Source organism: Advenella kashmirensis WT001 (assembly GCF_000219915.2).
Lineage (GTDB): Bacteria > Pseudomonadota > Gammaproteobacteria > Burkholderiales > Burkholderiaceae_B > Advenella > Advenella kashmirensis.
This window is the reverse complement of sequence record NC_017964.1, coordinates 2,553,025-2,573,969: the sequence shown is the minus strand read 5'-3', so window position 1 is coordinate 2,573,969 and position 20,945 is coordinate 2,553,025. Positions and strand designations below refer to the sequence as shown.

The following is a 20,945-nucleotide window of genomic DNA, read 5'->3' as shown; positions in this document are numbered from 1 at the left end:
TATATGGATACAATTCTCGATTTTATTTCCGGTGGCTTTTTGCAACTTGGCTGGTGGCAAGTTATTCTTGTCACGCTGGTGCTTACGCACATTACCATTGCAGCGGTAACGATATATCTGCACCGCAGTCAGGCTCACCGGGGGCTGGATCTGCATCCGGTCGTTTCGCATTTCTTTCGCTTCTGGCTCTGGCTGACTACCGGGATGGTCACGCGCGAGTGGGTGGCTATCCACCGCAAGCACCATGCAAAATGCGAACGTGAAGGCGATCCTCACTCTCCCATGATCTACGGTATCGACCGGGTCTTGTGGAAAGGGGCAGAGCTTTATCGTGAAGAGGCCGCCAACGAAGAGACCATCAAGCGCTTCAGTCACGGCACGCCCGATGACTGGATGGAACGCAACGTTTATTCCCGCCACACCACACTGGGTATTTTCACTATGCTGGCCATCGACCTGCTGTTGTTCGGCGCGCTTGGTCTGACCGTGTGGGCTGTGCAAATGGCATGGATCCCATTCTGGGCCGCCGGCGTGGTCAACGGACTGGGTCACTATATCGGCTACCGCAATTTCTCCAGTCCCGACACCAGCACCAATTTGTTCCCTATCGGCATCATCATCGGTGGCGAAGAGTTGCACAACAATCACCATGCCTACGGTACGTCCGCCAAGTTTTCCAGCAAATGGTATGAGTTCGATATCGGCTGGGGCTACATCCGGATCTTGCAGGCACTACGCCTGGCTCAGGTCAAGAAGGTTGCGCCCAAGCTCAAACTGGTCCGCGACAAGTCCGACTCTGTGACCGAGCAAACCCTGCAGGGTGTGATTACGCACCGCTATGAAATCATGGCGCGTTACGCCAGCATGCTGCGCCAGTCCGTTCAGTCTGAAATCAAGCGCCTGACCCAGTCTGGCGCCAGCGACCAGGAACGTGAGCTGCTGCAGAAAGTGCAGTCGCGCCTTGGACAGGCCGACCTGGCCTTAAATCCTCAGGAAAAACAGGAGCTCGACAGCATGCTGTCGCAAAACACGATGCTGGCCAAGCTGGTTCATATGCGCGAAGAATTGTATCGCGTATGGACAAGTTCCACTGCCAGCAGCGAGCAATTACTTGGTGATCTGCAACAGTGGTGCCAGCATGCGCAGCAAAGCGGCATTCAGGGCCTTGAACAGTTTGCTCTCCGTCTGCGCCGCTATGCCGCATGATCGGACAGTTAAATCCTGAGCAACTGGCGGCGGTAACCACAGCCAGTAAACATACGCTTGTTCTGGCTGGCGCCGGTAGTGGTAAAACCAAAGTACTCACTACCCGTATGGCCTGGCTGATCCAGAATGGAAAAGTCAGTCCTTACGGCGTGCTCGCCGTTACCTTTACCAATAAGGCGGCGCGTGAAATGCTTACGCGCCTGACGGCGATGTTGCCGGTGGATACCCGCGGCATGTGGGTGGGCACTTTCCACGGTTTATGCAACCGGCTTTTGCGTGCGCATTATCGCGATGCCGGTCTGCCACAAAATTTCCAGATCCTCGATATCGCAGATCAACTGGCAGCTATCAAGCGCCTGATCAAAGCCAATGATATCGACGACGAAAAGTTTCCCCCCAGGGATGTGCAGCGCTTCATCAATAATGCCAAGGAAAACGGCGAACGGCCCGAGCACGTTGAAGTGTGGGATGCGCATCGCAAGCGTCTGGCAGAAATTTATCAGCTGTACCAGGAACAGTGCCAGCGCGAGGGCGTTGTCGATTTTGCCGAATTACTGCTGCGCGCCTATGAGCTGTTGTCGCGTAATGCTCTGGTGCGCGAGCACTATCAGCGGCGCTTTCGTTATATTCTGGTCGACGAGTTTCAGGACACCAATACACTGCAATACAAGTGGCTCTGTCTGCTGGCCGGCGGCGATGCGTCGCTGTTTGCCGTGGGTGACGATGACCAGTCCATTTACGCTTTCCGTGGCGCCAACGTGGGCAATATGTCCACTTTTGAGCGCGACTATGCAGGTGACAATATTATCCGGCTGGAGCAGAACTACCGTTCTTTTGGCCACATTCTGGATGCCGCCAATGCGCTGATCGAGCACAATACCGAGCGTCTTGGCAAAAATCTGTGGACCGACAGGGGCGAAGGCGAGCTGCTTCGGGTTGTTGAACAGCCTACCGATCTGCTGGAGGCCCAGTGGTCGTGGATGAAATTCGCGCGCAGATTAATGAGGGTCGCATGCGCAGCGAAATTGCGGTTTTGTATCGCAGCAACGCGCAATCGCGGCCTATTGAACATGCCCTTTTTTCTGCACACATTCCTTACAAGGTCTACGGTGGTCTGCGCTTTTTCGAGCGCCAGGAAATCAAGCATGTCCTGGCCTACCTCAGATTAGTAGCCAGCGGCGATGATGATACCTCGTTCATGCGCGTCGTGAATTTTCCGGCGCGTGGTATCGGCGCCAGAACGTTGGAAAACCTCACCGATTCGGCACGTCAGATTGGTTGTAATCTGATTCACGCCGTAGGGGCGGTGTCCGGTCGCAGCGGCGGCAAGCTACTGGCCTTTGCCAAATTGATTGAAACACTGCGCGACGCCGCGCAAACGCTGACGCTTGCCGAACTGATCAAGCACGTCAATGATATTTCCGGCTTGACCACGCACTACGAAGCCGAACGCGAAGGAGCAGAGCGGCTGGAAAACCTGGGCGAGCTTATCAACGCGGCCACTGCGTTCTGTGCCGAGGAAAATCTGGAAGGCAAAGCTGCCATGGCCCTGGTTGAGCGTTCGGTCGCACCAGACGATCCGGATTCTCCATTTGCTCAGGAACAGACCACACCGCTGGCGCTTTTTTTGTCCCATGCCTCACTTGAAGCGGGTGACAACCAGGCGCAGGCCGGTCAGGATGCCGTGCAACTCATGACCATTCATGCTGCCAAGGGACTGGAGTTTGACTCTGTCTTTATCACCGGTGTGGAAGAGGGCCTGTTCCCTCATGAAAACAGTATGATGGCCGAAGACGGACTGCAGGAAGAGCGCCGCCTGATGTATGTGGCCATTACGCGTGCCAAGGAACGCCTGACCATCAGTCTGGCGCATGCACGCATGCTGCATGGACAGACGCGCTACTCGATGCGATCGCGCTTTCTGGACGAACTGCCCGAGGATCATCTGAAGTGGCTGACGCCGCGTACGCGTGAGCAGGCCGAGCCTTCCTGGGGCATGCGTTTGCATGTTGACGCGCATGCGCGTCCGTCTACGGGCAGAATAGAACCGCGGGCGCCCGCAGTTTAAGCTCGGGCGTCAGCGTCAGCGGCAAGCAATACCGGATCGGTCAGGGCGTGCGTCATGCGCGCTTTGGTGATGGAACAATCATCAGGTTAAGCGGACAGGGCGCAGATGCCCAGGCGGAGATTGTATTTAGGGATGCCGGCGCCAAAACGCTGGCCCTGGCTGTTGCCAAACTGGATATCATTGCCGCCTGAATGGATCGGGCCGGTGGGTAATGAAGCACATAAAGGAACTATTATGAAAGCGATGATATGCACTCTGGCCCTTATACTGGGTGTTGGTCTGCTCGGTGGTTGCGCCAGTAACGCGGCCGATAGCGGGCGCAGTGGTAGCAAAGTCCAGATTTATGGGACCGTAGACTCTGGTATTGGTTACCAATCCAGGAGCATATCCCGTGATTGAGACAATCTGAAGAAATTGTTTGCCTTTATGGCTTGAAAATGTGGACAAGCCAGGCAATACGGTGTTAGAATTCTCTTCTTTCTTGAAGGCGGTTAGCTCAGTTGGTTAGAGCGCTACGTTGACATCGTAGAGGTCGCTGGTTCGAATCCAGTACTGCCTACCAGTTTCATTTATTACAGCTTTATCTGGCCCTGCGGCTTTTTCAGCTCATTAGCTAGCGCATTTCAGCTCATTAGCTGGCAACATTTTCAGGGTTTTTTCAAGTCTTTTAAATTTTGTCACTAACCAGATAATGTCATCAGACCCGCAAGCATTGTGTGCTGCGGGTTTTTTGTTGCCTGTTCATTCTCTATCTGCTTGTCTATCTATCTCATATCGGCCGCCGCAGCGGCCATTGGCGACGTATCGCTATCGGGCAATTACGTGGCTCGATCGTTTTTAGGTGAACGCTCTAGGCGCGCGGACAGAACGCTTATTCGCCGCGCTCAGGGACGCTGTTCAGCCCATTTGAGCAGTGAATCCAGGGCAGGGCACAGCGCCTGGCCCCATTCGGTCAGGCCATATTCCACTTTGGGCGGCACCTCCTGGTGATCAATGCGGCGCACGATGCCATCGGTTTCCAATTGGCGCAGTTGCTGAATCAACATCTTCTGGGAAATGCCGGGTAGCGTGCGTTCGAGTTCAGAAAAGCGCAGTAAATTTCCGCCAAAAAGGCGAAATAAAATGAGCAGCTTCCAGCGTCCTTCCAGCACGCGAATTGCCTGCTCAACGCCATCGGCCGCGGTGTCAACGGTATATACGGGTCGGGGTAGGTTCATGGTCATTTCCCTGCGAGTCAATGGTGCATATTTTTAACACTTACTTTTTAGTGCGTACTTGTTGAAAAGTAAGTTTAGTGCCAGTATGTTCAAAAATCAAATGAAAGCTGTCGATTTTTGTTTACCCCTCTTGCACGGAGAACTTGAATGCCCATCCATTTACCAGAACCGATACAGGCCTATTTCGATGCCGACAAAGATAACGGCAAGGCGCTAGCCGATTGCTTTACTGAACAAGGTATCGTTATAGATGAAAAGCACACGTATAACGGACGCGCTGCCATTGAGCGCTGGCGTGCTGAAGCGACTGCAAAATACGAGTATACGTCTGAGCCTTTCGATGTGACCGAACAAGACCGGCAAATTATCGTCACCAGTCGTCTGCAAGGCAATTTTCCAGGCAGTCCAATTCATATCCGGTATCGCTTCGTACTGGAAAACAATAAAATCGCCTCGCTGGAGATTACCCCATGAGCTTTGAGCTGAATATTGAAGGGTGCCGGGCGTTGGTGACCGGTGGCACCGCGGGAGTGGGCGCAGCGGTTGTCAAGGCGTTGCATGAGCAGGGTGTGCGCATTATTGCCACTGCCCGCAAGGTACCCGATCGTGCGCCGGACAATATATCCTACATTGCAGCAGATGTTGCAACGCCAGACGGATGCGCTGCGGTATGCGATGCCGTACTGGAGCAATGGGGTGGTGTTGATTTTCTCATTCATGTTGTTGGCGGATCAAGTGCGCCACCTGGCGGTCATGTGGCGTTGAATGACCAGCATTGGCAACAGGAGCTGAATCTGAATCTGATGCCGGCTGTCCGTATTGATCGATCCTTGGTGCCGTTCATGGTCAAGCAAGGAGCGGGGGTGGTAATTCATGTTACGTCCATTCAGCATGAACTGCCATTGCCGGAATCGACAACGGCCTATGCCGCCGCAAAGGCTGCACTGGCTACCTACAGCAAGAGCCTGTCAAAAGAAGTGTCCCCAAAAGGTGTGCGCGTTATCCGGGTATCGCCAGGCTGGATTGAAACCGAGGCAGCCTCGCGGCTGGTTACCCGGCTGGCGCAAAGCAACAATACCGATTATGAGGGAGGACAAAAAATAATCATGGACGCGCTCGGCGGGATTCCGTTAGGGCGTCCAGCCAAGCCGCAGGAAGTAGCCGATCTTATTGCCTTCCTGGTTTCTCCCAGGGCAGGCTCGATTACCGGCACCGAATACGTGATTGATGGCGGCACCGTGCCTACGGCCTGACCGCAGCAATACCGTCTGGTATCTGAATCTGTATACGCAAGAGCGTACAACACGTGCGCGATTGCGCATTGCCGCCACAGTCAGAAGTGTCCTGTCCCGCATTGAAAGCACGCCGGGACAAATCTGCAATACATTTCATTGAGCGTTATCAATAATATTTTGCTAGTATTTATCGTATTGATCAGCTGACACTGGCGGGCAGGCATCGTTACCACAATGGCAGTGCAGCTTGAGGCGGACGCAGCTCGGGCACGCACATAATCTCGCGCTTTGTCGGGCAAGCCGTTCCTGGCGCAAACGGAAGGAAGTTGTGATGCAATACAAAGATCGTGAACCCGTGATGGCACATTTGCGTTTTCAGCAATATCGCGAATCCTTTGAAGGCCTCTCGCTGGCAGAGCGGTTCAAGCGGATTGAGCAAATCAATATGTGGGGGGGCGGTTCTGTTTCGGGGCTGGGCTCGGAGCGCCCGGCTACAGAGGCAATTCGCAACCGTCTGCCCGGACTCTTCGATCATCTGGGCGTGCAATCAATTTTGGATGCGCCTGCGGTGATGCAAATTGGGTAAGAGAGATAACAACCGGCATCGTGTATACCGGGATTGATATCGTACCATCGCTTATTGAACAAAATATCCACCAATGGACAGGCAATGAGGCCCATCGTTTCATGGTGGCAGATATCACGGTGAACCCTTTGCCGACAGCCGATTTGATACTTTGTCGCGATTGTCTGGTGCATCTGTCGTTCGCTCATATTGATGCTGCACTCGCCAACTTCCGGGCCTCGGGTGCCCGATGGCTGCTTACCACCACTTTTCCCATGATTGAAGAAAATGTTGATTGCGAAGACGGCGACTGGCGTGCGTTAAACCTGACACTGCCCGCCATTTTGCTGGTTGCAACTCAAATGCTCATTGGCGAATCATGTCTGGAGGCCAATGGAACGTGGCGTGACAAAAGCCTCGGCTTATGGCCACTTGCGACAACCACGGCCATGTCCAGGCGGTAATCATTGTGCCGACCTGGGTGCGCGTCAGGGGTTCGGGTGGGCCTCTTGTTTACTCCAATGACTAACGATCGTACCCCTTGCTGGCTCAATGGCTCCATCAAGAAGCCAGTCAAAGGCAATGGGCCATAGTGAGTCAGCGTAGCTGCTGTGAAAGAATGCGAAATGACCGATTGTCTTATGTTCAGTGCCGGCGGGAGATATCCGCAGATGATATCGCTCGCAACCGCTGTAGTAGTCAAGCACTCTGTCCAGTGCCGCTGGTGTACCAAAGGGATCGTCATCGACACCCAGCGCCAGCACCGCTGCCTTCACTTGCCGAAAGTGCGCTGGCAGCAGGCTTATTTCGGCAAGTGTTTTGCCGTATTTGCGACCGATAGACAATTCAAATCGGGAGCCCATGCCGGCCCAATCCATAGCCACACCTTTGGGGGTGTCTTCCATCCAACCCAGACGTTTGGCCGGCACGAATCCGAATACCCTTGCCAGTAGCGGCATGGCGATATGCCATTGGAGGATCATACGGATACGTGACCGGCGGGCATAGTCGCGCCAATAGGCGTATTGCGCGCCCATGGTAAAAATGCGCTCGATCAAATGTGCCGATGGTGCCAGTCCGATCAGGAATCCGCCAATCGAATGGCCTGCGACATAGATGGGAGAATGGCAAAATTGGGCGTGGACGTATTGAAGCACCGCTTCAAAATCCGCCTGGCCCCAATCGAGCCATCCTGCGGCAAGGCCGCGCAAAGTCCCATGCTTTGAATCGCCGATGCCGCGATAGTCGTAGGTCAGCACCGAGCAGCCCCGGGCGTGCAATGCCTGGGCAAACCTGTCGTAGTATCGACAGCGCACTGATGTGGCGCTATTGATGATGACCACAGGACTGCGCGAACTGGTTTGTGCATGGTGCCATACGTTCGCTTGCAACCGGTATCCATCGGTTGTGATGATCTCAATGGTCTGCGGCATGGAGACGCTCCTGCGGTTTAACCGTTGTGCACGACGTTGACGATGGTGGCCTGAATCAACGCAACGGTTTTGCCAACGGTGCCATTGTCGTCCAGCTTGCGAACTTCCCCGGTGCATACGGTTAGCAGCTTGCCCGCATTCTGAACTTTCCCGATTGCGATAAAGGCTGGGCCAAGCGCGGGGCGCAGCAGATTGATTTTAAATTCGGCAGTGACCACTTCATATCCGGTCGGCGCCATAGTCAGTGCGGCATAACCGCAAGCGCTGTCAACAATGCTGGTAACGGCGCCGGCATGTAAATAGCCGTGTTGCTGCGATAGATGTGCCGAAAATGGTACGGTGATATGTACTTCTCCTGCCTGTATCAGCGCCAATTTGGCGTCCAGGGTATGCATCAACCCCTGTTTGTTGAAGCTGGCGGTGATGCGTTGCTGTATGTTGTTGTCCATGACTTGTCATTAGTGAATTATTAATCAAGACGGAATGTCTCCCCTGGCCGATTATAGGAGAGGATTCGATGGCTCGTGCGAATGCGGGGCGTTGGCGCACTGATGCCGTTGATCGCTTGGCATGGGCGTCTGTTCAGGGAGCTCTCAGGGCGGAGGGTTGGGGACAGAGGGCAGACGGAGTCAGGTAGCAGGAAGGGCACAAAGGCGGCAAAAAATGTACTACTGACGATAGTGATGGCGCAATGGGGAATGGAGAGAGCAAGTAGGGAACTGAAGATGCTGTGATAAGCAGTAGATGCAGCACGCAGGCGAGGGCGGCAGGAAGATCACAGGCATCCGGTGCAGCGATGCCTGGCGATATAGCGCCAAAGGCTGACTATTTATTAGCCTTGAAGGCGCGAATCAAATCGCGGACCTGGAGCATGTAACCTTTTGCCACGTTCCTGTTGCCGGTGGACCGAGCCAATTTATACTTGGTTACTGCCTTTCGGATCAGGCCGATATGGACCTGTTGGTATGCTGCGTTCATACACATCTCCACGTGAATATACACCGATTTTACATTTTTATTACAAGTTGATGCATTCGGTGAAAACCACTATATGTTGCTTAATATCCACAAGTACTTATATGGATACGGGAGGATAAACGCAGGGCAAAAAAAAAGCAGCTGCAATAGCTGGCGAGTTCACCCAAAAGCAATGAGCTAACGCCATTATAGGCAGGCGGCTCCCAAAGCACAATTTAACAAATGTCAAGTTTGCATCTTTTGCAGTATTGGCGAACAAAAGAGATTCAAAAACGTGCTCTATAGCGCTCGTTCGAGCAGGCGCTGTCCCGGCAGCATCAGTGAACCAGCAGCAGTCCCAATCGTGCCAACGCATAGAAACCGAACCCGGCTGCGGCGATGCATGCAACGTAAGGTGGTGCGCTGAGCCAGGTCGCCTGCCCACGATAAAGCGGCTCGTAAAACCAGCAAAGGACAGGCTGTACAGAATGCAGGCAATGTGCAGGATTGTCCGGTTTGACAGCGAAAATCCCAGCATGAACAGCGCAGTGCCGATCATGAACGAAGGCAGCGCAACGGCAAAGCTGGCCGCGCGGTACATGGCTGCACCATCAATTTCCCATTGCGGGTCCGGTTGCTCGGCAGTGGTATCAGCAGAATCAGTATTGCGTAGTTTCATGCGCGCGATCTAGTTGGACAAGAAGGAGCCGAATGCGTCCTTCTCTTATTCAGGGGCCAGAATATGCTGCATCAGCGCCGTTACATAGGCTGGCAATTGTTCGCTGTCTCGTACGCATAGCATCAGATTGCGGCAAGCCCAGGTGTCGGAAAGGGCAATAATATTCAATTTCTGTGTCCGGTGGTGGCGTTTGGCCGCAGCCAGCGGCACAATGGCAATCCCGACCCCATTGCCTACCATTCTGCAGACTGCATCAATGCTGCGCACCCGCACCCGATAATGCAAGTGCCTGCCCGCCTGCCGACCATGCGCGGCAATATGCTCCTGCAAGGCGCTGCCTGCCACAAGACCGGCAAAATCCAGATGGCTGATCTGGGCAAGGCTGGTCGGATTCGCAATGGCTTCAGGATAATCTGGCCCGGTAATAACAACAAGTTGGTCCGCGCCTACCGGGAAACGTTGAAGGTCGTGCAGATCAGCCGAATCGGCAACCAGCCCGATATCGGCCATGCCCTGGCGGATCAGGTCAGCAATATCAGTACTGGTGCGTTCCTCCAGGTCAATTGAAATATCGGGGTGACGTTTCAGGAAGCTGCCCAGCAAAGCTGGTAGGTGTTCGTTGCAGGCCGAGGTATTGCCCAACAGCCTGACATGTCCTTTGATGCCGCTGCTGTACTGCCCCAGGTCGCCATGCATGCGTTCCCTTTGCTGTACGACAACGCTGGCGTGATGCAGTAGTGTGCGCCCGGCAGGCGTCAGTTGTACCCCTTTGTGGCTGCGATTGAGCAGCAGCACGCCCAGTACATCTTCCATTCCCTTTATGCGCTCACTGGCCGATGCTGTGGTGATGTGGCAGCGGCGCGCAGCCTCGGTGATGGTGCCCGATTCGTGCACGCTCAGGAACAGGCGAAGGTCGGTCAGGTCAAAGCGCATGGCCGCAGTATAACAGCCTGATTATGGAAATTCCTTAGTCTGCAATCGAGATTTCCTGATTTTCAGCTTTTTGATCAGCCCCTACAATAGGATCATGTTGCAACTTTATCCCTATGTAGCGGGCAAAACGCCAGGTAATTAGTTGTGGACACGGGTCGGGAGTGAGTCTATGCGGCCACGGTCCCTTTAAGGTATTTCCTAATGCGGGTTCATCATTGAGCATGCATTCACACTTTTTATGGCGCGCAAGTCCATGGATTTTTTCACTCAATATCTATCTATCTTCAACGCGAATCAGGCTTATTCGTTTGGTGCGCTGGCGCTGGTGACAATCGTTTTCATTCTTGCCGGCGCGGTCAAGGGCGTTGTGGGACTCGGTCTGCCAACCATTTCCATGGCGTTGCTGGCGTTGTTGATGTCACCGGCGCAGGCTGCGGCATTACTGGTAATCCCATCGCTGTTGACCAATATCTGGCAAATGCGCCCCTTTCATGCCGTACCTCAATTATGCCGCAGTATCGGCACGATGCAGATTGGAATATTTGCTGGCACGATTGCCGGCGCCTGGCTGTTTGGGGCGCCGGCCGGTCATGCGGCCAGCGTCGCCCTGGGCGTGGCACTGGTGGCCTATGCATGTTGGGGGCTGACCGGGCGTTCAATTGTTATTTCACCTGCTGCGCAAATCTGGATGGGACCATTGGTGGGCTTTGTGACGGGGTTCATTACCGCTGCAACCGGTGTCTTCGTTGTGCCGGCAGTGCCTTATCTGCAGGCGCTGCAACTGTCACGCGATCGCCTGATTCAGGCGATGGGGGTGTCTTTTACTGTTTCAACCATTGCGCTGGCTCTGGGGCTGTGGCTCAATCACAGCTATAGTCCAGGCGCCGCCGGAATCTCACTGCTGATGCTAATTCCCGCACTGGTGGGTATGTCGCTGGGGCGGTCGTTAAGACAGAGGCTGTCAGTGGCGCTGTTCAAGCAAGTTTTCTTTTGCAGTCTGATCGTACTGGGTCTTTATCAGGTGGCCGCTGCGGCTGCCTGACAACTACCGGTCGTGTGGCCCGATCCTGGTTCGCGCCATTGTTCTGCAATCGGCCTATAATAGGTGCAAACAATAAAACGATTGAAGCCCTTTTCACGCTTGTCTGTACAAGCAGACCGTCGCCTATATGCCACTCAGATATACCCGAGCACTGACAGATTCCGTTCGCACACAGAAAGCCGATAAACAGATCGGCACGCTGCTGGCCTTTGTGGCCGGTGCAATCAATGCCGGCGGATTCCTGGCGGTTCATCAATACACCTCGCACATGACCGGTATTGTGTCGACCATGGCTGACCAGTTGATTCTGGGCGCATACGATCTGGTTCTGGCAGGTGTAGCTGCATTAATCTGTTTTCTGTGCGGCAGCATCTGCACCACGGTTATGGTCAATTACGCCAGAGTGCGTCAAATGCGCAGCGAATATGCCTTGCCGCTGTTGCTGGAAGCGGTGCTGCTGCTGTGTTTCGGCATGCTGGGCGCCCGGATTGCCCAGATGCACGGTCTTTTTGTGCCGATCACGGTCATGATTCTTTCGTTTCTCATGGGCTTGCAGAATGCATTGATTACCAAACTGTCCCGTTCCGTTATTCGAACCACCCATGTGACGGGAATCGTGACCGATATCGGCATTGAGCTGGGCAAGCTGTTTTACTGGAACCGGGGGCGCATGCGCGAGGACAGCCATTTTGTGGTGGCCGATCGGGCGCGCCTGCGTCTGCACTGTGCGCTATTGCTTGCTTTTTTTTCCGGCGGCACCATGGGGGCCTGGGGGTTTAATCATATTGGCTATATTGCGACGGTGCCCCTGGCTTGCCTGCTAGTATTGATCTCCAGCATACCGGCCTTTGACGATATGCGCGCATGGGTCACCAACAGGCGGCGTCCGGCCGAATAGATTGAGCGCTGATGGACTCAAGGCAGGAGCGTTGGCTATTATGGGCTATGGTTATGCCTTGTGATTTCTTGTTAATCGCCAAAGTCGGTCATATCACTCGAATGCGTCGGGACCAGGACAGGGGAGCGGTCTCGATTAGTATGCCGATACAGGCGGGGCGGGCGCAATTGCAACATTGGGCAGGCCTCCACAACATCGCGGGTCAGAATGGTGTATAAATACTGTATAAATTTACAGTAATCAATATTCTCTATGCCCAACTGCGCTCCAACTGCTCCTACGCCAGACAAGCCGTTTGCCTTTGTCGATGTCGAAACGACCGGCGGGTCGGCCTCAACCGATAGTCTGACCGAGATCGCCATTGTGCGTTATGACGGGCACACCGTCACCACCTGGCAAAGCCTGATCAACCCGGAATGTCGTATTCCAGGCTATATAGAAAGCCTGACGGGAATTACCAGCGAGATGGTGGCCACTGCACCCACCTTTGCCCAGCTGGCGGAACACATTCAGCAATTGCTTGCCGGACACATTTTTGTCGCCCATAACGCCCGCTTTGATTATGGGTTTATCAAGAATGCTTTCCGGCGGGCAGGACAGGATTTCAAGGCAAATATGCTTTGCACCGTCAAGCTTTCCCGCCGGCTCTATCCGCAGCACCGGCGCCACGGACTCGATTACCTGATTCAGCGGCATGGCCTGAGAATGCAGGACAGACATCGTGCCTACGATGATGCCCATGCATTGCTGCAATTTTGGCAATGCGTCTGCCGGGAGCATGACCGTAAAATTGTTGATGATATCGTGCAGAGCCTGATAGCGCGGCCATCGCTACCGGCGCATATTGATCCTGCGGTGATTGATGCCTTGCCCAATAGCTTTGGCGTTTATGTGTTTTATGGCGAAAACGAGCTGCCGATATATATAGGCAAAAGCAATCGCTTGCGCCAGCGAGTACTATCGCATTTTGCCAGCGATCATACGGCGCCTAAAGAAATGAAAATTTCCATGCAGATTCGGCGGATCGAACATATTCGCTGTGCCGGCGAGGTGGATGCGTTGCTGACCGAGTCGCGCCTGATCAAAGAGCGCATGCCTACTTTGAATCGCCAGTTGCGCAGACAAAAAGATGTTTTCACCTGGCAACTTGTCGAGCGATCCCCCGGCCTGTGGGTTCCCATTCTTTTGGGCGGAAATGACATTGCGATCGGGCAGGGTTTGCATCTATATGGCTTGTTTTCATCTGCGCGGGATGCTAAAGAGGCGCTCCTGGCAATCATTAAAAGCGAAAAACTCTGCAAGGCAACGCTTGGTCTGGAAAAAGTAGCCAGCGCCAGCCCGTGTTTTGCACGGCAATTGAAGTCTTGCGCCGGCGCTGTGTCGGGCGCGAAGAGTCGCCTATTGCCCATTCTGCCCGGCTAATGACTGCCTTGTCTGCGTTAAGGCTGCGCGACTGGCCGTTCGAGGGTGCAGCGCTGCTGCGTGAGGGGAATCTGGTGCATGTCATTCATCAGTGGTGCTATTTGGGAACGGCACGGGACGAAACCGAGCTCCAGGACTTGATCGACTGTGGCAAAGGTGATTTTTCCCGGGATACCTATCGGATCCTGGTCAAGCATCGGGACAAACTGCTGGATGCCCGCGCAGTCAGCCTGACCCTGGCGTAACTGCAGGTCGGCTGCATCTGCTTGATGGTTTGGCTGGCAAAACGCCGTATAATTTTGCCAGCCGGCGCAATGGTGCGTAAGCATATACAGAATAATCGTATACACCCGACAGTTGGGTTACAGGCGGTCAATCAGGTTGTCTGCGTCAGGAGCAGAAAATGGAAATTTGGGTGGATGCCGACGCGTGCCCGGTTGTGATCAAAAACATTCTGTTCAGAGCAGCGGTGCGCTGGCAGGTGAAAACAACGTTAGTGGCCAATCAGATGCTCAATGTGCCTCCATCCGTTTATATTCAGTCACGTCAGGTGCCACGGGGTTTCGATGTTGCCGATACCTATATCAGCCAGCATGCCCGTGCTGGGGACCTGGTGATTACTGCAGATATTCCGCTGGCTGCCGAAGTGCTGGAAAAGGGGATTCAGGCATTGAATCCTCGCGGCGAGTTGTATTCAATGGAAACCATTCGCGAGCGGCTGACCATGCGAGACATGATGGAAGCGTTGCGCAGCGCCGGCATTGAGACCGGCGGCCCCAGATCTTTTGATCAGGCTGACACGCGAGCGTTTGCAGGCCAGCTTGACAAACTGCTGGCGCGTTACGCTAAAGCGTGATTGATCGCGGGTGGAATGTTCCCGGTCAGCAGATACTGAATGGTGTCGTATACGCTGCGAATCTGCTGGCCAAACGGCAGCGGATCCTTGCCTCGGAAAAACAAACCCTTGCGCACATCACCGTTGAATGCATCGGTCAGGCGCTGGTCGATGCAGAATTGACCGATTTTTGAAATGCCGTCGCGCAGCCCGCATACCTGCAGGCAATTCATGCTTTGTACACAGCGGCGCGGATCGGCCTTGGCCGATGCCTGGAGCTTTTGCTCGCTGCGCAGGTATTTCTGTAAATAGGGCGTCATCACAGCTCGCGCCGGCAGTCCGGCGACGGACATGAATTCGACAATATCTTCGTCGCGGGCGCCAGCCAGTACCTGCTTGAAGTTGTCATGCGCGTCGCCCTCGCGGGTGACGGCGAACGCAGTACCAATTTGTACAGCAGCCGCACCCCATTGGCGCAGTGCGGTACTGATCTTGCGAACATTGGCCATGCCACCGGCCAGAATGAGCGGGATTTTCTCGCCCTCCAGTCCCAGTTGCCGAAACACCTGCGCGGTTTCTTCCAGCACGCGGGCAAAAGAGAAGCGACCACTGCCCAGATCGTCAATGGTCGATGCCCCCAAATGGCCGCCCGCGTGATTGGGATGCTCGATCACAATGGCGTCGGGCAAGCGGTTTTTCTTCATCCAGCGCTTGAGTACAATTTGTATGCCGCGCGATTCGGACAGAATCGGAATGAGTGCAACGTCGGGATGATCCCGGGTCAGGTCCGGCAATTCCAGCGGCAGACCGGCTCCCATGACAATCGCCTGGGCCCCGGATTCGCAGGCTTGCTGCACAAGGGCGGCGTAATCGCTCACTGCCTTCATGACATTGACGGCGATTATCCCCCTGCCGTCGGCTTGTTTTAATGCCTTTTTCACTTCCCGGTCCAGGGCCACGCGGTTGAGCCTGTCATAGTGTTCCTGACTGGCCAGTGCCCGGGATTGTTCCAGCAAATCCGGATGCAGGTGCCGCAGGTCGATGCTGGCGATGGTGCCCACGGCATTTTCACGCGCGACCGCGGCCGACAGGCGGCTGGCGGAAATACCGACGCCCATGCCGCCTTGCACAATGGGCAATAATGTATGATTTTTGATTCTTAGGGGCGAGAAGGAATGCATGCGGGTTTCCTGGTTGGATTGAGCACAAAGCTGCCTTGCGGGTTCCCGTGATATTGATTGATGAGGCGCGGCATTTGTGAATATGTCATTGTGCGGGTTCTGGTCTTTGGTGCTGTTGACAAAAATCAATATCAATTGAATTAGGCAGCAGGCAACAGGGCAATCGGTCGGTTGGATTGGCAGCATCAGGCCACACCGCCCAGGTGCATCTGGCGGTCTTTGCAAATACTGAAAGACACGACCCCTGACTATGCTTGTTTGGGGGTAAACCAAGCGGGGCGGCGTGTATCTGCATGCGCGGATAATCGTTTCTGAAACGGATCGAAATCGGCCGGGGTTCGAATAGAAACCCTGCGAAATGCCAGTCATATTTGGTAATAGCAATCGCGCGGGCAGGCCATTACTATCGAATCGTGTATTTCATACACATGGTTCCGGCACCAAAATGGTATGCCGTCAAGAAAGGAGTATGACTATGGTCTCCATCAAAAAACTGCTTGCTATCGTTCTTGCTTCACTGTCTATGGGCGCGGCTACGTCTGCGTTGGCAAACGAGCGTCCTTCCGAACGTGGATATAGCAGCCACCCGTATACAATGCAGGTTGACCACCGCCATTATGGCGATCGTCATTATCACAGGCATCATCCACGTTATCGCCACCATGGCTGGCGCAACAAGCCGCATTATTACAGTGAGCATCGCCGGTATGACCGTGGTCATCGCTGGGACCGCCGCTATGACTCACATCGCCGGTATTATCGTTCGCGCGACGTATGGTAATATGCAATTGCAGTCTTTATTAATTAAATCGTGAGTACAGGCAGTGCCCGATTTCAGTTGAATTAAAGATCAGAATACTCAACCGTAAATGCTGTACGGGCCTGCTGTTTGATTATCAATAACCAGCAAGGTAGCAGGAGAAGCCCATGTTGCACTATGCCGTCGTGTTTTTCATTATTGCCATCATTGCCGCCGTTCTGGCTTTGGGGGTATTGCGGCCGGGGCCGCATCCATTGCCAAGATCCTGTTTGTTGTCTTTATTGTGCTGGCCATTTTGTCGCTGGTGTTTGGCGGCAGATTCAAGTAGGGCAGTCATGGTTGCCTGACGCGTTTGTTTCCTTGAAACACAGCGTTCAGGCGCTATCCCGCTTTTCGGTTGTTCGCATGTGCTTAAAAAGCAGTGCTGCGGCAACAAGCATAATCGCCCCGGTCATTACGAACACCGCCGTAAAGCTTGCGTGATTGGCAACTAACCCTCCGGCCAGCGGTCCCAGTACCAGGCCGGCATATTGCGTGGACGTTGCGTATCCAAGCACGCCGCCGGCGGCATCGGCCGGCACATTATGCCGGATCATGGCTGTCAGCGCCGGCATAATGCCGCAAAGCGTCATCCCCATCAGAAAGCGCAAGGCAATAAATTGCCAGTCGGTCTGGGCCAGCCCTTGCAGTAGTAACAGCACAGCCGTGGCGATAAAGCTGGCTATCAACATCTTAAGGTGCCCATTTGCGTCGCCCCAGCGTCCTGCCGTGGAAGAGAACAGCATGCTGCCGAAGGCGGTGGCGGACATGGCAATGCCCGCCAGCAAGGGAATCTGGTCGGTCAGCGTACGTAGCGATGCCAGATAAAGCGTAATGATGGGCTCTACCGACATATTGGCAAACATCAGCAAGGTACCGGCCAGCAGCATCAGCAACACCAGATTGCGCTGGCTGCCTGATTTCCAGAACGAGTAGGGTATCTCGTTCTCGGACGATGCTTGGCGTGGCTTGTGGGTCTCGCGGATCAAAAATACGGTGCAAAAAAACGCGATCAGAATAATGCCGCCGGCAACAAAAAAGGTCAGGCGGATTCCCAGTAATGCCGGCGCGATGCCGCCGACCAGCGGGCCCAGCAGATTGCCGGCAAGCGTGCCCGAGGCCAGCATCCCCACGGCCCAGCCGGTATGGGCGCGTGGTGTCTGGGTTGCCACCAGAATCGTGGCACCCGAGGCGTAGCCGCCCAACAGTCCGACCAGCAGTCGCAGCCAGAACAGTTGCCACACCGTTTGCGCACACCCGATAAGGGCAATGCCAATGGCCATGCCAAGGCTGGCGCGAATCAGAATGAGTTTTCTGCCATAGCGGTCGGCAAACCGGCCCCATACCGGGGCCATCAGGCCCGCAGCCAGGAAGGTAATACTGAAGATCCAGCCGGACCAACTGACGACCGCCTCGGGATCAGTCACGCCCAGGTTCTGGATATATACCGGTAGTATCGGCAGTATCAGCGTCATCGCCAGGATGGTGGTAAAGGAGCCAAAAAGGCAGACATACAGATTCTGTTTCCAGGCAATTTGCTGGACTTCATTTTCGCTGGCGGCTGGCGCGGTGGTCATAAATGGAACTTCGTTAAGGGAGTCATCTGGTGACTGATCAACTGCCCGGGGCTATCCAAGAGGCGCGTTTCGTATCACTGCCCGGCGTTGAGTCGGCAAGTGATACGAAACGCAGGAGTCTCACTTTAAACACAATTGAGATAATGTGGCTTAAAAACGCCTGAAAAATGCCTAAATTTACGGTCAATCGGTGCTTGCTATCTCGTGGTTGCCTGAGGATGTGTCTTATTTTTACGACGACGCCGGGCAATTGAAATGCAGCGACACAAACGCAACGGTTTTTTCTTATACAATCGCCTCACGCTGCAATCTCCCCTCATTCTTTAAGGCCGCGCCATATCCGGTAAGCGGCTGATTATCAAGGACTTACTGCACAGATGAATGTGCCTCGATCGCCCCTGTTTCAGGGACGGCTGCTAAAGATGTGCCTGACGACCGGGTTGCTGGTGGCGTTGGCGCACGCGCCGTCGGTTAATGCTGCGCCAACTCCGGGCGGTACCATGTCACACGCTGTCGATGTCACGGTCGCACCGACCCATACGGGTGCCGATACGCTTGAATCAACCCTGATAGACCCCGTTTCAGGCATGTTTGACCGGGCGTTAATGCCTGCGCCCGCCGTTCATCCTGCTTCGGTGACGCCGCAGGTGGTCAGCAGCGGTTCCACGGGTCCTGATCTGCCTGCAGTCCGATCAACTAGGGCTGCACCGCTCAGCACCCCGGTTTTTTCCCTGCTGGCGGCCAATGCCGTTACGGCCGAACCGGTCATGCCGTCGGGTTCCGGCATGGCTGGCGCGTCGGGGTCTTCGTTCAAACCATCTGTTTCATCGTCTCCTGTACCGCCGATGACTTCACGCAGTGCTGTCGCACCGGCCGATCGCAATAAATCACAGACGCAATGCCATGGCAGGCGCGATCAGATTTTCGTGGCCCATGAAGATGATGATCTGCTTTTCATGAACCCGGATATTTTCGATACGATCAGGGCAGGCGGCTGTATTCAGGTTGTTTATCTGACGGCCGGTGAGCGGGGCGAAGGCGTGGGATATATGTCTCAGCGCGAAAATGGCGTACGCGCCGCTTATGCCTGATGGCCGGCGCGGCCAACACCTGGGTGCAATCTGCGCTGCTGGTCAACAAGGTCCATCTTGCCCAGTATTCATTATGGAAAAATCCACGCATCTCGCTGGTGTTTCTCAGAATCAAGGATCCGTGGCTGGATAAGGGGTGGGGCGATTTGACACCGTTATCCCGGCTGGAAATCCAACCGGAGCAGATGGCTCAGTCCTTGGGCGACTATTTCGAAACTTACACGCGTGAGTCACTGGTCAAAACGCTATCAGCACTGATCTTGCGTTTTGAGCCAGGCAAGATCCGCTTGATGGACGACAGCGTACAGACGCCATACAACAAACTGTGCTGGCGCTGCACCGGACATGATCATCCTGACCACATTGCCTCGGCCAGGCTGGTCCGCGATGCGATGGCGATTACAGCGGGCAATTATGAAGCGGTCTCTTACGTCAATTATCCGAACCAGGAGCGGCCGCTGACCCTGACATTGCGGCAATTATCAGATAAATCGCGGATCTTCAATTTGTACGCCCAATATGACTACCGCTATTGCAACATACCTCTGAACTGCAGGGAGCCGATGGGGCCGGCAGCGCTGTGGGCAGAGCGCATGTACTATTCCAGCCAGTCGAATACGCCAGTCGTATCGCTGTACACCGAGGCCGCCGGCCTTGGCTTGTTTACACGCGGCGAATATAGCAATGCGGCGGTGTACTGGAACGACCGAAAGCAAACGTGGACCGTATTGGGAGGACTGGCGTTCACAGGGGTCAAGCCCTTTTTGACGCCCTCGGGTCACCTTGCGGTATTTGCCCGCGACGGACAGGGACAGCTGTATTTTCGACGCGCCCATATGGCTGCGCCCGACAATGACGCATCCTGGTCAGCATGGTTTCGCCTGCCGGTGCTGCTGACCACCCAGCCTCAGGTAGTCACGGTTGGCAAGCAGGTCAGGGTGGTGGGCATGGGCGCCGATGGTTACTATTATTACCTTCGGTCTACCGACATGCGCTCCTGGAAAAAAAGCCGCCTGCCGGTATTGAAAACCGCAAGCCAGACCTTTGCCTTGCTGCAACATGGAGTGCAACTCTGGATGCTGGCGCAAACACTGAAAGGCGAATTTTGGATCAGCGTCCATCACGAAAAAACGGGCTGGGGTCCCTGGAAGGTGGCTGCCGGTCCGGACAGCCAGGGGGGCCTGACAGCGCTGGTTACTGATCAGAACACCTTGCTGGCATATTACCGCAATCGTGCCGATGGACGTCTGTATCTGGCGCAAGGACGCCTGGATGACGATGCTCGTCATCCGCCACTGCGCTGGACCTCAATCACCGAGCAGGGGCCCGAGTTCCAGGATACGCCAGCCGTATTGAAAACCCGCTCCGGCAGTATGGTGATCGCAACCATGAGTCGCACTGGCAAGTCAATCTGGACCCGGGTGAATGATGTGCCAATGCGTATCAGTGGGCCGTTTGCATCTGCACCGGCCCTGGTTGAAACCGCCGCCGGCGTCATGATGTATGCACGCAAGGCCAGTGACAACCGCTGGATCCAGCAGTACGCAGCCCTGCGTCTGGTTGACCAGCAGTGGCGGGACAGCGAGCCGGTGATAGCACCTCCCTTTTATGGCGGGCACAGCTTTGATGGTTCTACCGACATCCCTGAACAGGAGCAGGCGCAACTGCAGATGCAGCAACAGCAACAGCAACAGCAACAGCAACAGCAACAGCAACAGCAACAGCAACAGCAACAGCAACAGCAACAGCAACAGCAACAGCAATAACCCCGATGGACAAGGGCAATGGCGCCGGCAGTGCGTGATGA

Annotated in this window: 20 protein-coding genes, 1 tRNA gene and 2 pseudogenes; 16 read left to right on the top strand and 7 right to left on the bottom strand. The window is 54.7% G+C overall.

Annotated elements, in window-relative coordinates; translation table 11 throughout:
* Positions 1–3 precede the first annotated feature (3 nt).
* The 3 genes and pseudogenes from TKWG_RS12095 to TKWG_RS12085 all read left to right on the top strand — a co-directional run bounded on the left by TKWG_RS12095 (position 4) and on the right by TKWG_RS12085 (position 3,836).
* Positions 4–1,206, top strand: coding sequence for a DesA family fatty acid desaturase (locus tag TKWG_RS12095; protein ID WP_014751105.1), 1,203 nt, complete (start codon positions 4–6; stop codon positions 1,204–1,206).
* Positions 1,203–3,465, top strand: a pseudogene (locus TKWG_RS12090) (UvrD-helicase domain-containing protein). Before TKWG_RS12095 ends, TKWG_RS12090 begins: the two are co-directional and overlap by 4 nt.
* A 294-nt stretch (positions 3,466–3,759) precedes the next feature.
* Positions 3,760–3,836 (top strand) — tRNA-Val (locus TKWG_RS12085).
* Positions 3,837–4,158: 322 nt separating this feature from the next.
* On the opposite strand, the gene TKWG_RS12080 is transcribed toward TKWG_RS12085, so the two are convergent.
* Positions 4,159–4,491 carry a winged helix-turn-helix transcriptional regulator gene (locus TKWG_RS12080; protein ID WP_014751104.1) on the bottom strand — a complete coding sequence of 111 codons (333 nt, stop codon included), beginning with the start codon at positions 4,489–4,491 and terminating at the stop codon, positions 4,159–4,161.
* Positions 4,492–4,638: 147 nt separating this feature from the next.
* Between TKWG_RS12080 and TKWG_RS12075 the strand changes: the two genes are divergently transcribed.
* From TKWG_RS12075 to TKWG_RS24020, 4 genes are all read left to right on the top strand, one after another.
* Complete coding sequence (locus tag TKWG_RS12075; protein WP_014751103.1) at positions 4,639–4,965, top strand: nuclear transport factor 2 family protein; 327 nt, start codon at positions 4,639–4,641, stop codon at positions 4,963–4,965.
* Positions 4,962–5,744: an SDR family oxidoreductase gene (locus tag TKWG_RS12070; protein ID WP_014751102.1), complete on the top strand. Its 783-nt coding sequence runs from the start codon at positions 4,962–4,964 to the stop codon at positions 5,742–5,744. Before TKWG_RS12075 ends, TKWG_RS12070 begins: the two co-directional genes overlap by 4 nt.
* A 313-nt stretch (positions 5,745–6,057) precedes the next feature.
* Positions 6,058–6,312: a hypothetical protein gene (locus TKWG_RS24025; protein ID WP_202947711.1), complete on the top strand. Its 255-nt coding sequence runs from the start codon at positions 6,058–6,060 to the stop codon at positions 6,310–6,312.
* A gap of 20 nt (positions 6,313–6,332) precedes the next feature.
* Positions 6,333–6,755, top strand: a complete 423-nt coding sequence (locus TKWG_RS24020; protein ID WP_202947710.1) for a class I SAM-dependent methyltransferase — start codon at positions 6,333–6,335, stop codon at positions 6,753–6,755.
* Positions 6,756–6,779: 24 nt separating this feature from the next.
* Here the strand turns inward: TKWG_RS24020 and TKWG_RS12060 are convergent, their stop codons facing one another.
* From TKWG_RS12060 to TKWG_RS12040, 4 genes are all read right to left on the bottom strand, one after another.
* A complete protein-coding gene (locus TKWG_RS12060) occupies positions 6,780–7,724 on the bottom strand; it encodes an alpha/beta hydrolase family protein (RefSeq protein ID WP_014751101.1) in 945 nt (314 codons plus the stop codon).
* A gap of 17 nt (positions 7,725–7,741) precedes the next feature.
* A complete protein-coding gene (locus tag TKWG_RS12055) occupies positions 7,742–8,173 on the bottom strand; it encodes a PaaI family thioesterase (protein WP_014751100.1) in 432 nt (143 codons plus the stop codon).
* Between the two features lie 626 nt (positions 8,174–8,799).
* Positions 8,800–9,360 carry a hypothetical protein gene (locus TKWG_RS12045; RefSeq protein WP_014751098.1) on the bottom strand — a complete coding sequence of 187 codons (561 nt, stop codon included), beginning with the start codon at positions 9,358–9,360 and terminating at the stop codon, positions 8,800–8,802.
* A gap of 45 nt (positions 9,361–9,405) precedes the next feature.
* Positions 9,406–10,293, bottom strand: a complete 888-nt coding sequence (locus TKWG_RS12040) for a LysR family transcriptional regulator (RefSeq protein WP_014751097.1) — start codon at positions 10,291–10,293, stop codon at positions 9,406–9,408.
* Positions 10,294–10,546: 253 nt separating this feature from the next.
* On the opposite strand from TKWG_RS12040, the gene TKWG_RS12035 reads away from it, so the two are divergent.
* From TKWG_RS12035 to TKWG_RS12015, 5 genes are all read left to right on the top strand, one after another.
* Complete coding sequence (locus tag TKWG_RS12035) at positions 10,547–11,335, top strand: sulfite exporter TauE/SafE family protein (RefSeq protein WP_050981720.1); 789 nt, start codon at positions 10,547–10,549, stop codon at positions 11,333–11,335.
* 127 nt (positions 11,336–11,462) lie between these two features.
* Positions 11,463–12,233 carry a YoaK family protein gene (locus tag TKWG_RS12030; RefSeq protein WP_014751095.1) on the top strand — a complete coding sequence of 257 codons (771 nt, stop codon included), beginning with the start codon at positions 11,463–11,465 and terminating at the stop codon, positions 12,231–12,233.
* Positions 12,234–12,485: 252 nt separating this feature from the next.
* Positions 12,486–13,655, top strand: a complete 1,170-nt coding sequence (locus TKWG_RS12020; RefSeq protein WP_050981605.1) for an exonuclease domain-containing protein — start codon at positions 12,486–12,488, stop codon at positions 13,653–13,655.
* Positions 13,655–13,900 carry a hypothetical protein gene (locus TKWG_RS24015; RefSeq protein ID WP_050981604.1) on the top strand — a complete coding sequence of 82 codons (246 nt, stop codon included), beginning with the start codon at positions 13,655–13,657 and terminating at the stop codon, positions 13,898–13,900. The genes TKWG_RS12020 and TKWG_RS24015 overlap by 1 nt, the downstream gene beginning before the upstream one ends.
* Before the next feature lie 158 nt (positions 13,901–14,058).
* On the top strand, positions 14,059–14,511 hold the full coding sequence (locus TKWG_RS12015; protein WP_014751094.1) for a YaiI/YqxD family protein: 453 nt from the start codon (positions 14,059–14,061) through the stop codon (positions 14,509–14,511).
* Here the strand turns inward: TKWG_RS12015 and TKWG_RS12010 are convergent.
* Positions 14,496–15,671: an NAD(P)H-dependent flavin oxidoreductase gene (locus TKWG_RS12010; RefSeq protein WP_014751093.1), complete on the bottom strand. Its 1,176-nt coding sequence runs from the start codon at positions 15,669–15,671 to the stop codon at positions 14,496–14,498. The genes TKWG_RS12015 and TKWG_RS12010 overlap by 16 nt on opposite strands.
* Before the next feature lie 617 nt (positions 15,672–16,288).
* Here TKWG_RS12010 and TKWG_RS23295 point away from each other — a divergent pair.
* Both TKWG_RS23295 and TKWG_RS22565 read left to right on the top strand, forming a co-directional pair.
* Positions 16,289–16,486 (top strand): hypothetical protein, encoded by a 198-nt coding sequence (locus TKWG_RS23295; RefSeq protein ID WP_148274537.1) that lies wholly within the window; start codon positions 16,289–16,291, stop codon positions 16,484–16,486.
* Between the two features lie 112 nt (positions 16,487–16,598).
* Positions 16,599–16,759, top strand: a pseudogene (locus tag TKWG_RS22565) (DUF1328 family protein).
* Between the two features lie 46 nt (positions 16,760–16,805).
* On the opposite strand, the gene TKWG_RS12000 reads toward TKWG_RS22565, so the two are convergent.
* The gene (locus TKWG_RS12000; protein ID WP_014751091.1) at positions 16,806–18,047 is read right to left on the bottom strand and encodes an MFS transporter; all 1,242 of its coding nucleotides are present in this window, start codon (positions 18,045–18,047) and stop codon (positions 16,806–16,808) included.
* Between the two features lie 377 nt (positions 18,048–18,424).
* Here TKWG_RS12000 and TKWG_RS24010 point away from each other — a divergent pair, with 377 nt between their 5' ends.
* A complete protein-coding gene (locus TKWG_RS24010) occupies positions 18,425–19,138 on the top strand; it encodes a PIG-L family deacetylase (protein ID WP_041709460.1) in 714 nt (237 codons plus the stop codon).
* Positions 19,138–20,904 carry a hypothetical protein gene (locus TKWG_RS23045; protein WP_041709457.1) on the top strand — a complete coding sequence of 589 codons (1,767 nt, stop codon included), beginning with the start codon at positions 19,138–19,140 and terminating at the stop codon, positions 20,902–20,904. The genes TKWG_RS24010 and TKWG_RS23045 overlap by 1 nt, the downstream gene beginning before the upstream one ends.
* Positions 20,905–20,945 lie beyond the last annotated feature (41 nt).

Coding starts and splice junctions, on each gene's coding strand:
- TKWG_RS12095 (WP_014751105.1), top strand. CDS start 4: ATGGATACAATTCTCGATTTTATTTCCGGTGGCTTTTTGCAACTTGGC.
- TKWG_RS12080 (WP_014751104.1), bottom strand. CDS start 4,491: ATGAACCTACCCCGACCCGTATATACCGTTGACACCGCGGCCGATGGC.
- TKWG_RS12075 (WP_014751103.1), top strand. CDS start 4,639: ATGCCCATCCATTTACCAGAACCGATACAGGCCTATTTCGATGCCGAC.
- TKWG_RS12070 (WP_014751102.1), top strand. CDS start 4,962: ATGAGCTTTGAGCTGAATATTGAAGGGTGCCGGGCGTTGGTGACCGGT.
- TKWG_RS24025 (WP_202947711.1), top strand. CDS start 6,058: ATGCAATACAAAGATCGTGAACCCGTGATGGCACATTTGCGTTTTCAG.
- TKWG_RS12060 (WP_014751101.1), bottom strand. CDS start 7,724: ATGCCGCAGACCATTGAGATCATCACAACCGATGGATACCGGTTGCAA.
- TKWG_RS12055 (WP_014751100.1), bottom strand. CDS start 8,173: ATGGACAACAACATACAGCAACGCATCACCGCCAGCTTCAACAAACAG.
- TKWG_RS12045 (WP_014751098.1), bottom strand. CDS start 9,360: ATGAAACTACGCAATACTGATTCTGCTGATACCACTGCCGAGCAACCG.
- TKWG_RS12040 (WP_014751097.1), bottom strand. CDS start 10,293: ATGCGCTTTGACCTGACCGACCTTCGCCTGTTCCTGAGCGTGCACGAA.
- TKWG_RS12035 (WP_050981720.1), top strand. CDS start 10,547: ATGGATTTTTTCACTCAATATCTATCTATCTTCAACGCGAATCAGGCT.
- TKWG_RS12030 (WP_014751095.1), top strand. CDS start 11,463: ATGCCACTCAGATATACCCGAGCACTGACAGATTCCGTTCGCACACAG.
- TKWG_RS12020 (WP_050981605.1), top strand. CDS start 12,486: ATGCCCAACTGCGCTCCAACTGCTCCTACGCCAGACAAGCCGTTTGCC.
- TKWG_RS24015 (WP_050981604.1), top strand. CDS start 13,655: ATGACTGCCTTGTCTGCGTTAAGGCTGCGCGACTGGCCGTTCGAGGGT.
- TKWG_RS12015 (WP_014751094.1), top strand. CDS start 14,059: ATGGAAATTTGGGTGGATGCCGACGCGTGCCCGGTTGTGATCAAAAAC.
- TKWG_RS12010 (WP_014751093.1), bottom strand. CDS start 15,671: ATGCATTCCTTCTCGCCCCTAAGAATCAAAAATCATACATTATTGCCC.
- TKWG_RS23295 (WP_148274537.1), top strand. CDS start 16,289: ATGGCGATCGTCATTATCACAGGCATCATCCACGTTATCGCCACCATG.
- TKWG_RS12000 (WP_014751091.1), bottom strand. CDS start 18,047: ATGACCACCGCGCCAGCCGCCAGCGAAAATGAAGTCCAGCAAATTGCC.
- TKWG_RS24010 (WP_041709460.1), top strand. CDS start 18,425: ATGAATGTGCCTCGATCGCCCCTGTTTCAGGGACGGCTGCTAAAGATG.
- TKWG_RS23045 (WP_041709457.1), top strand. CDS start 19,138: ATGGCCGGCGCGGCCAACACCTGGGTGCAATCTGCGCTGCTGGTCAAC.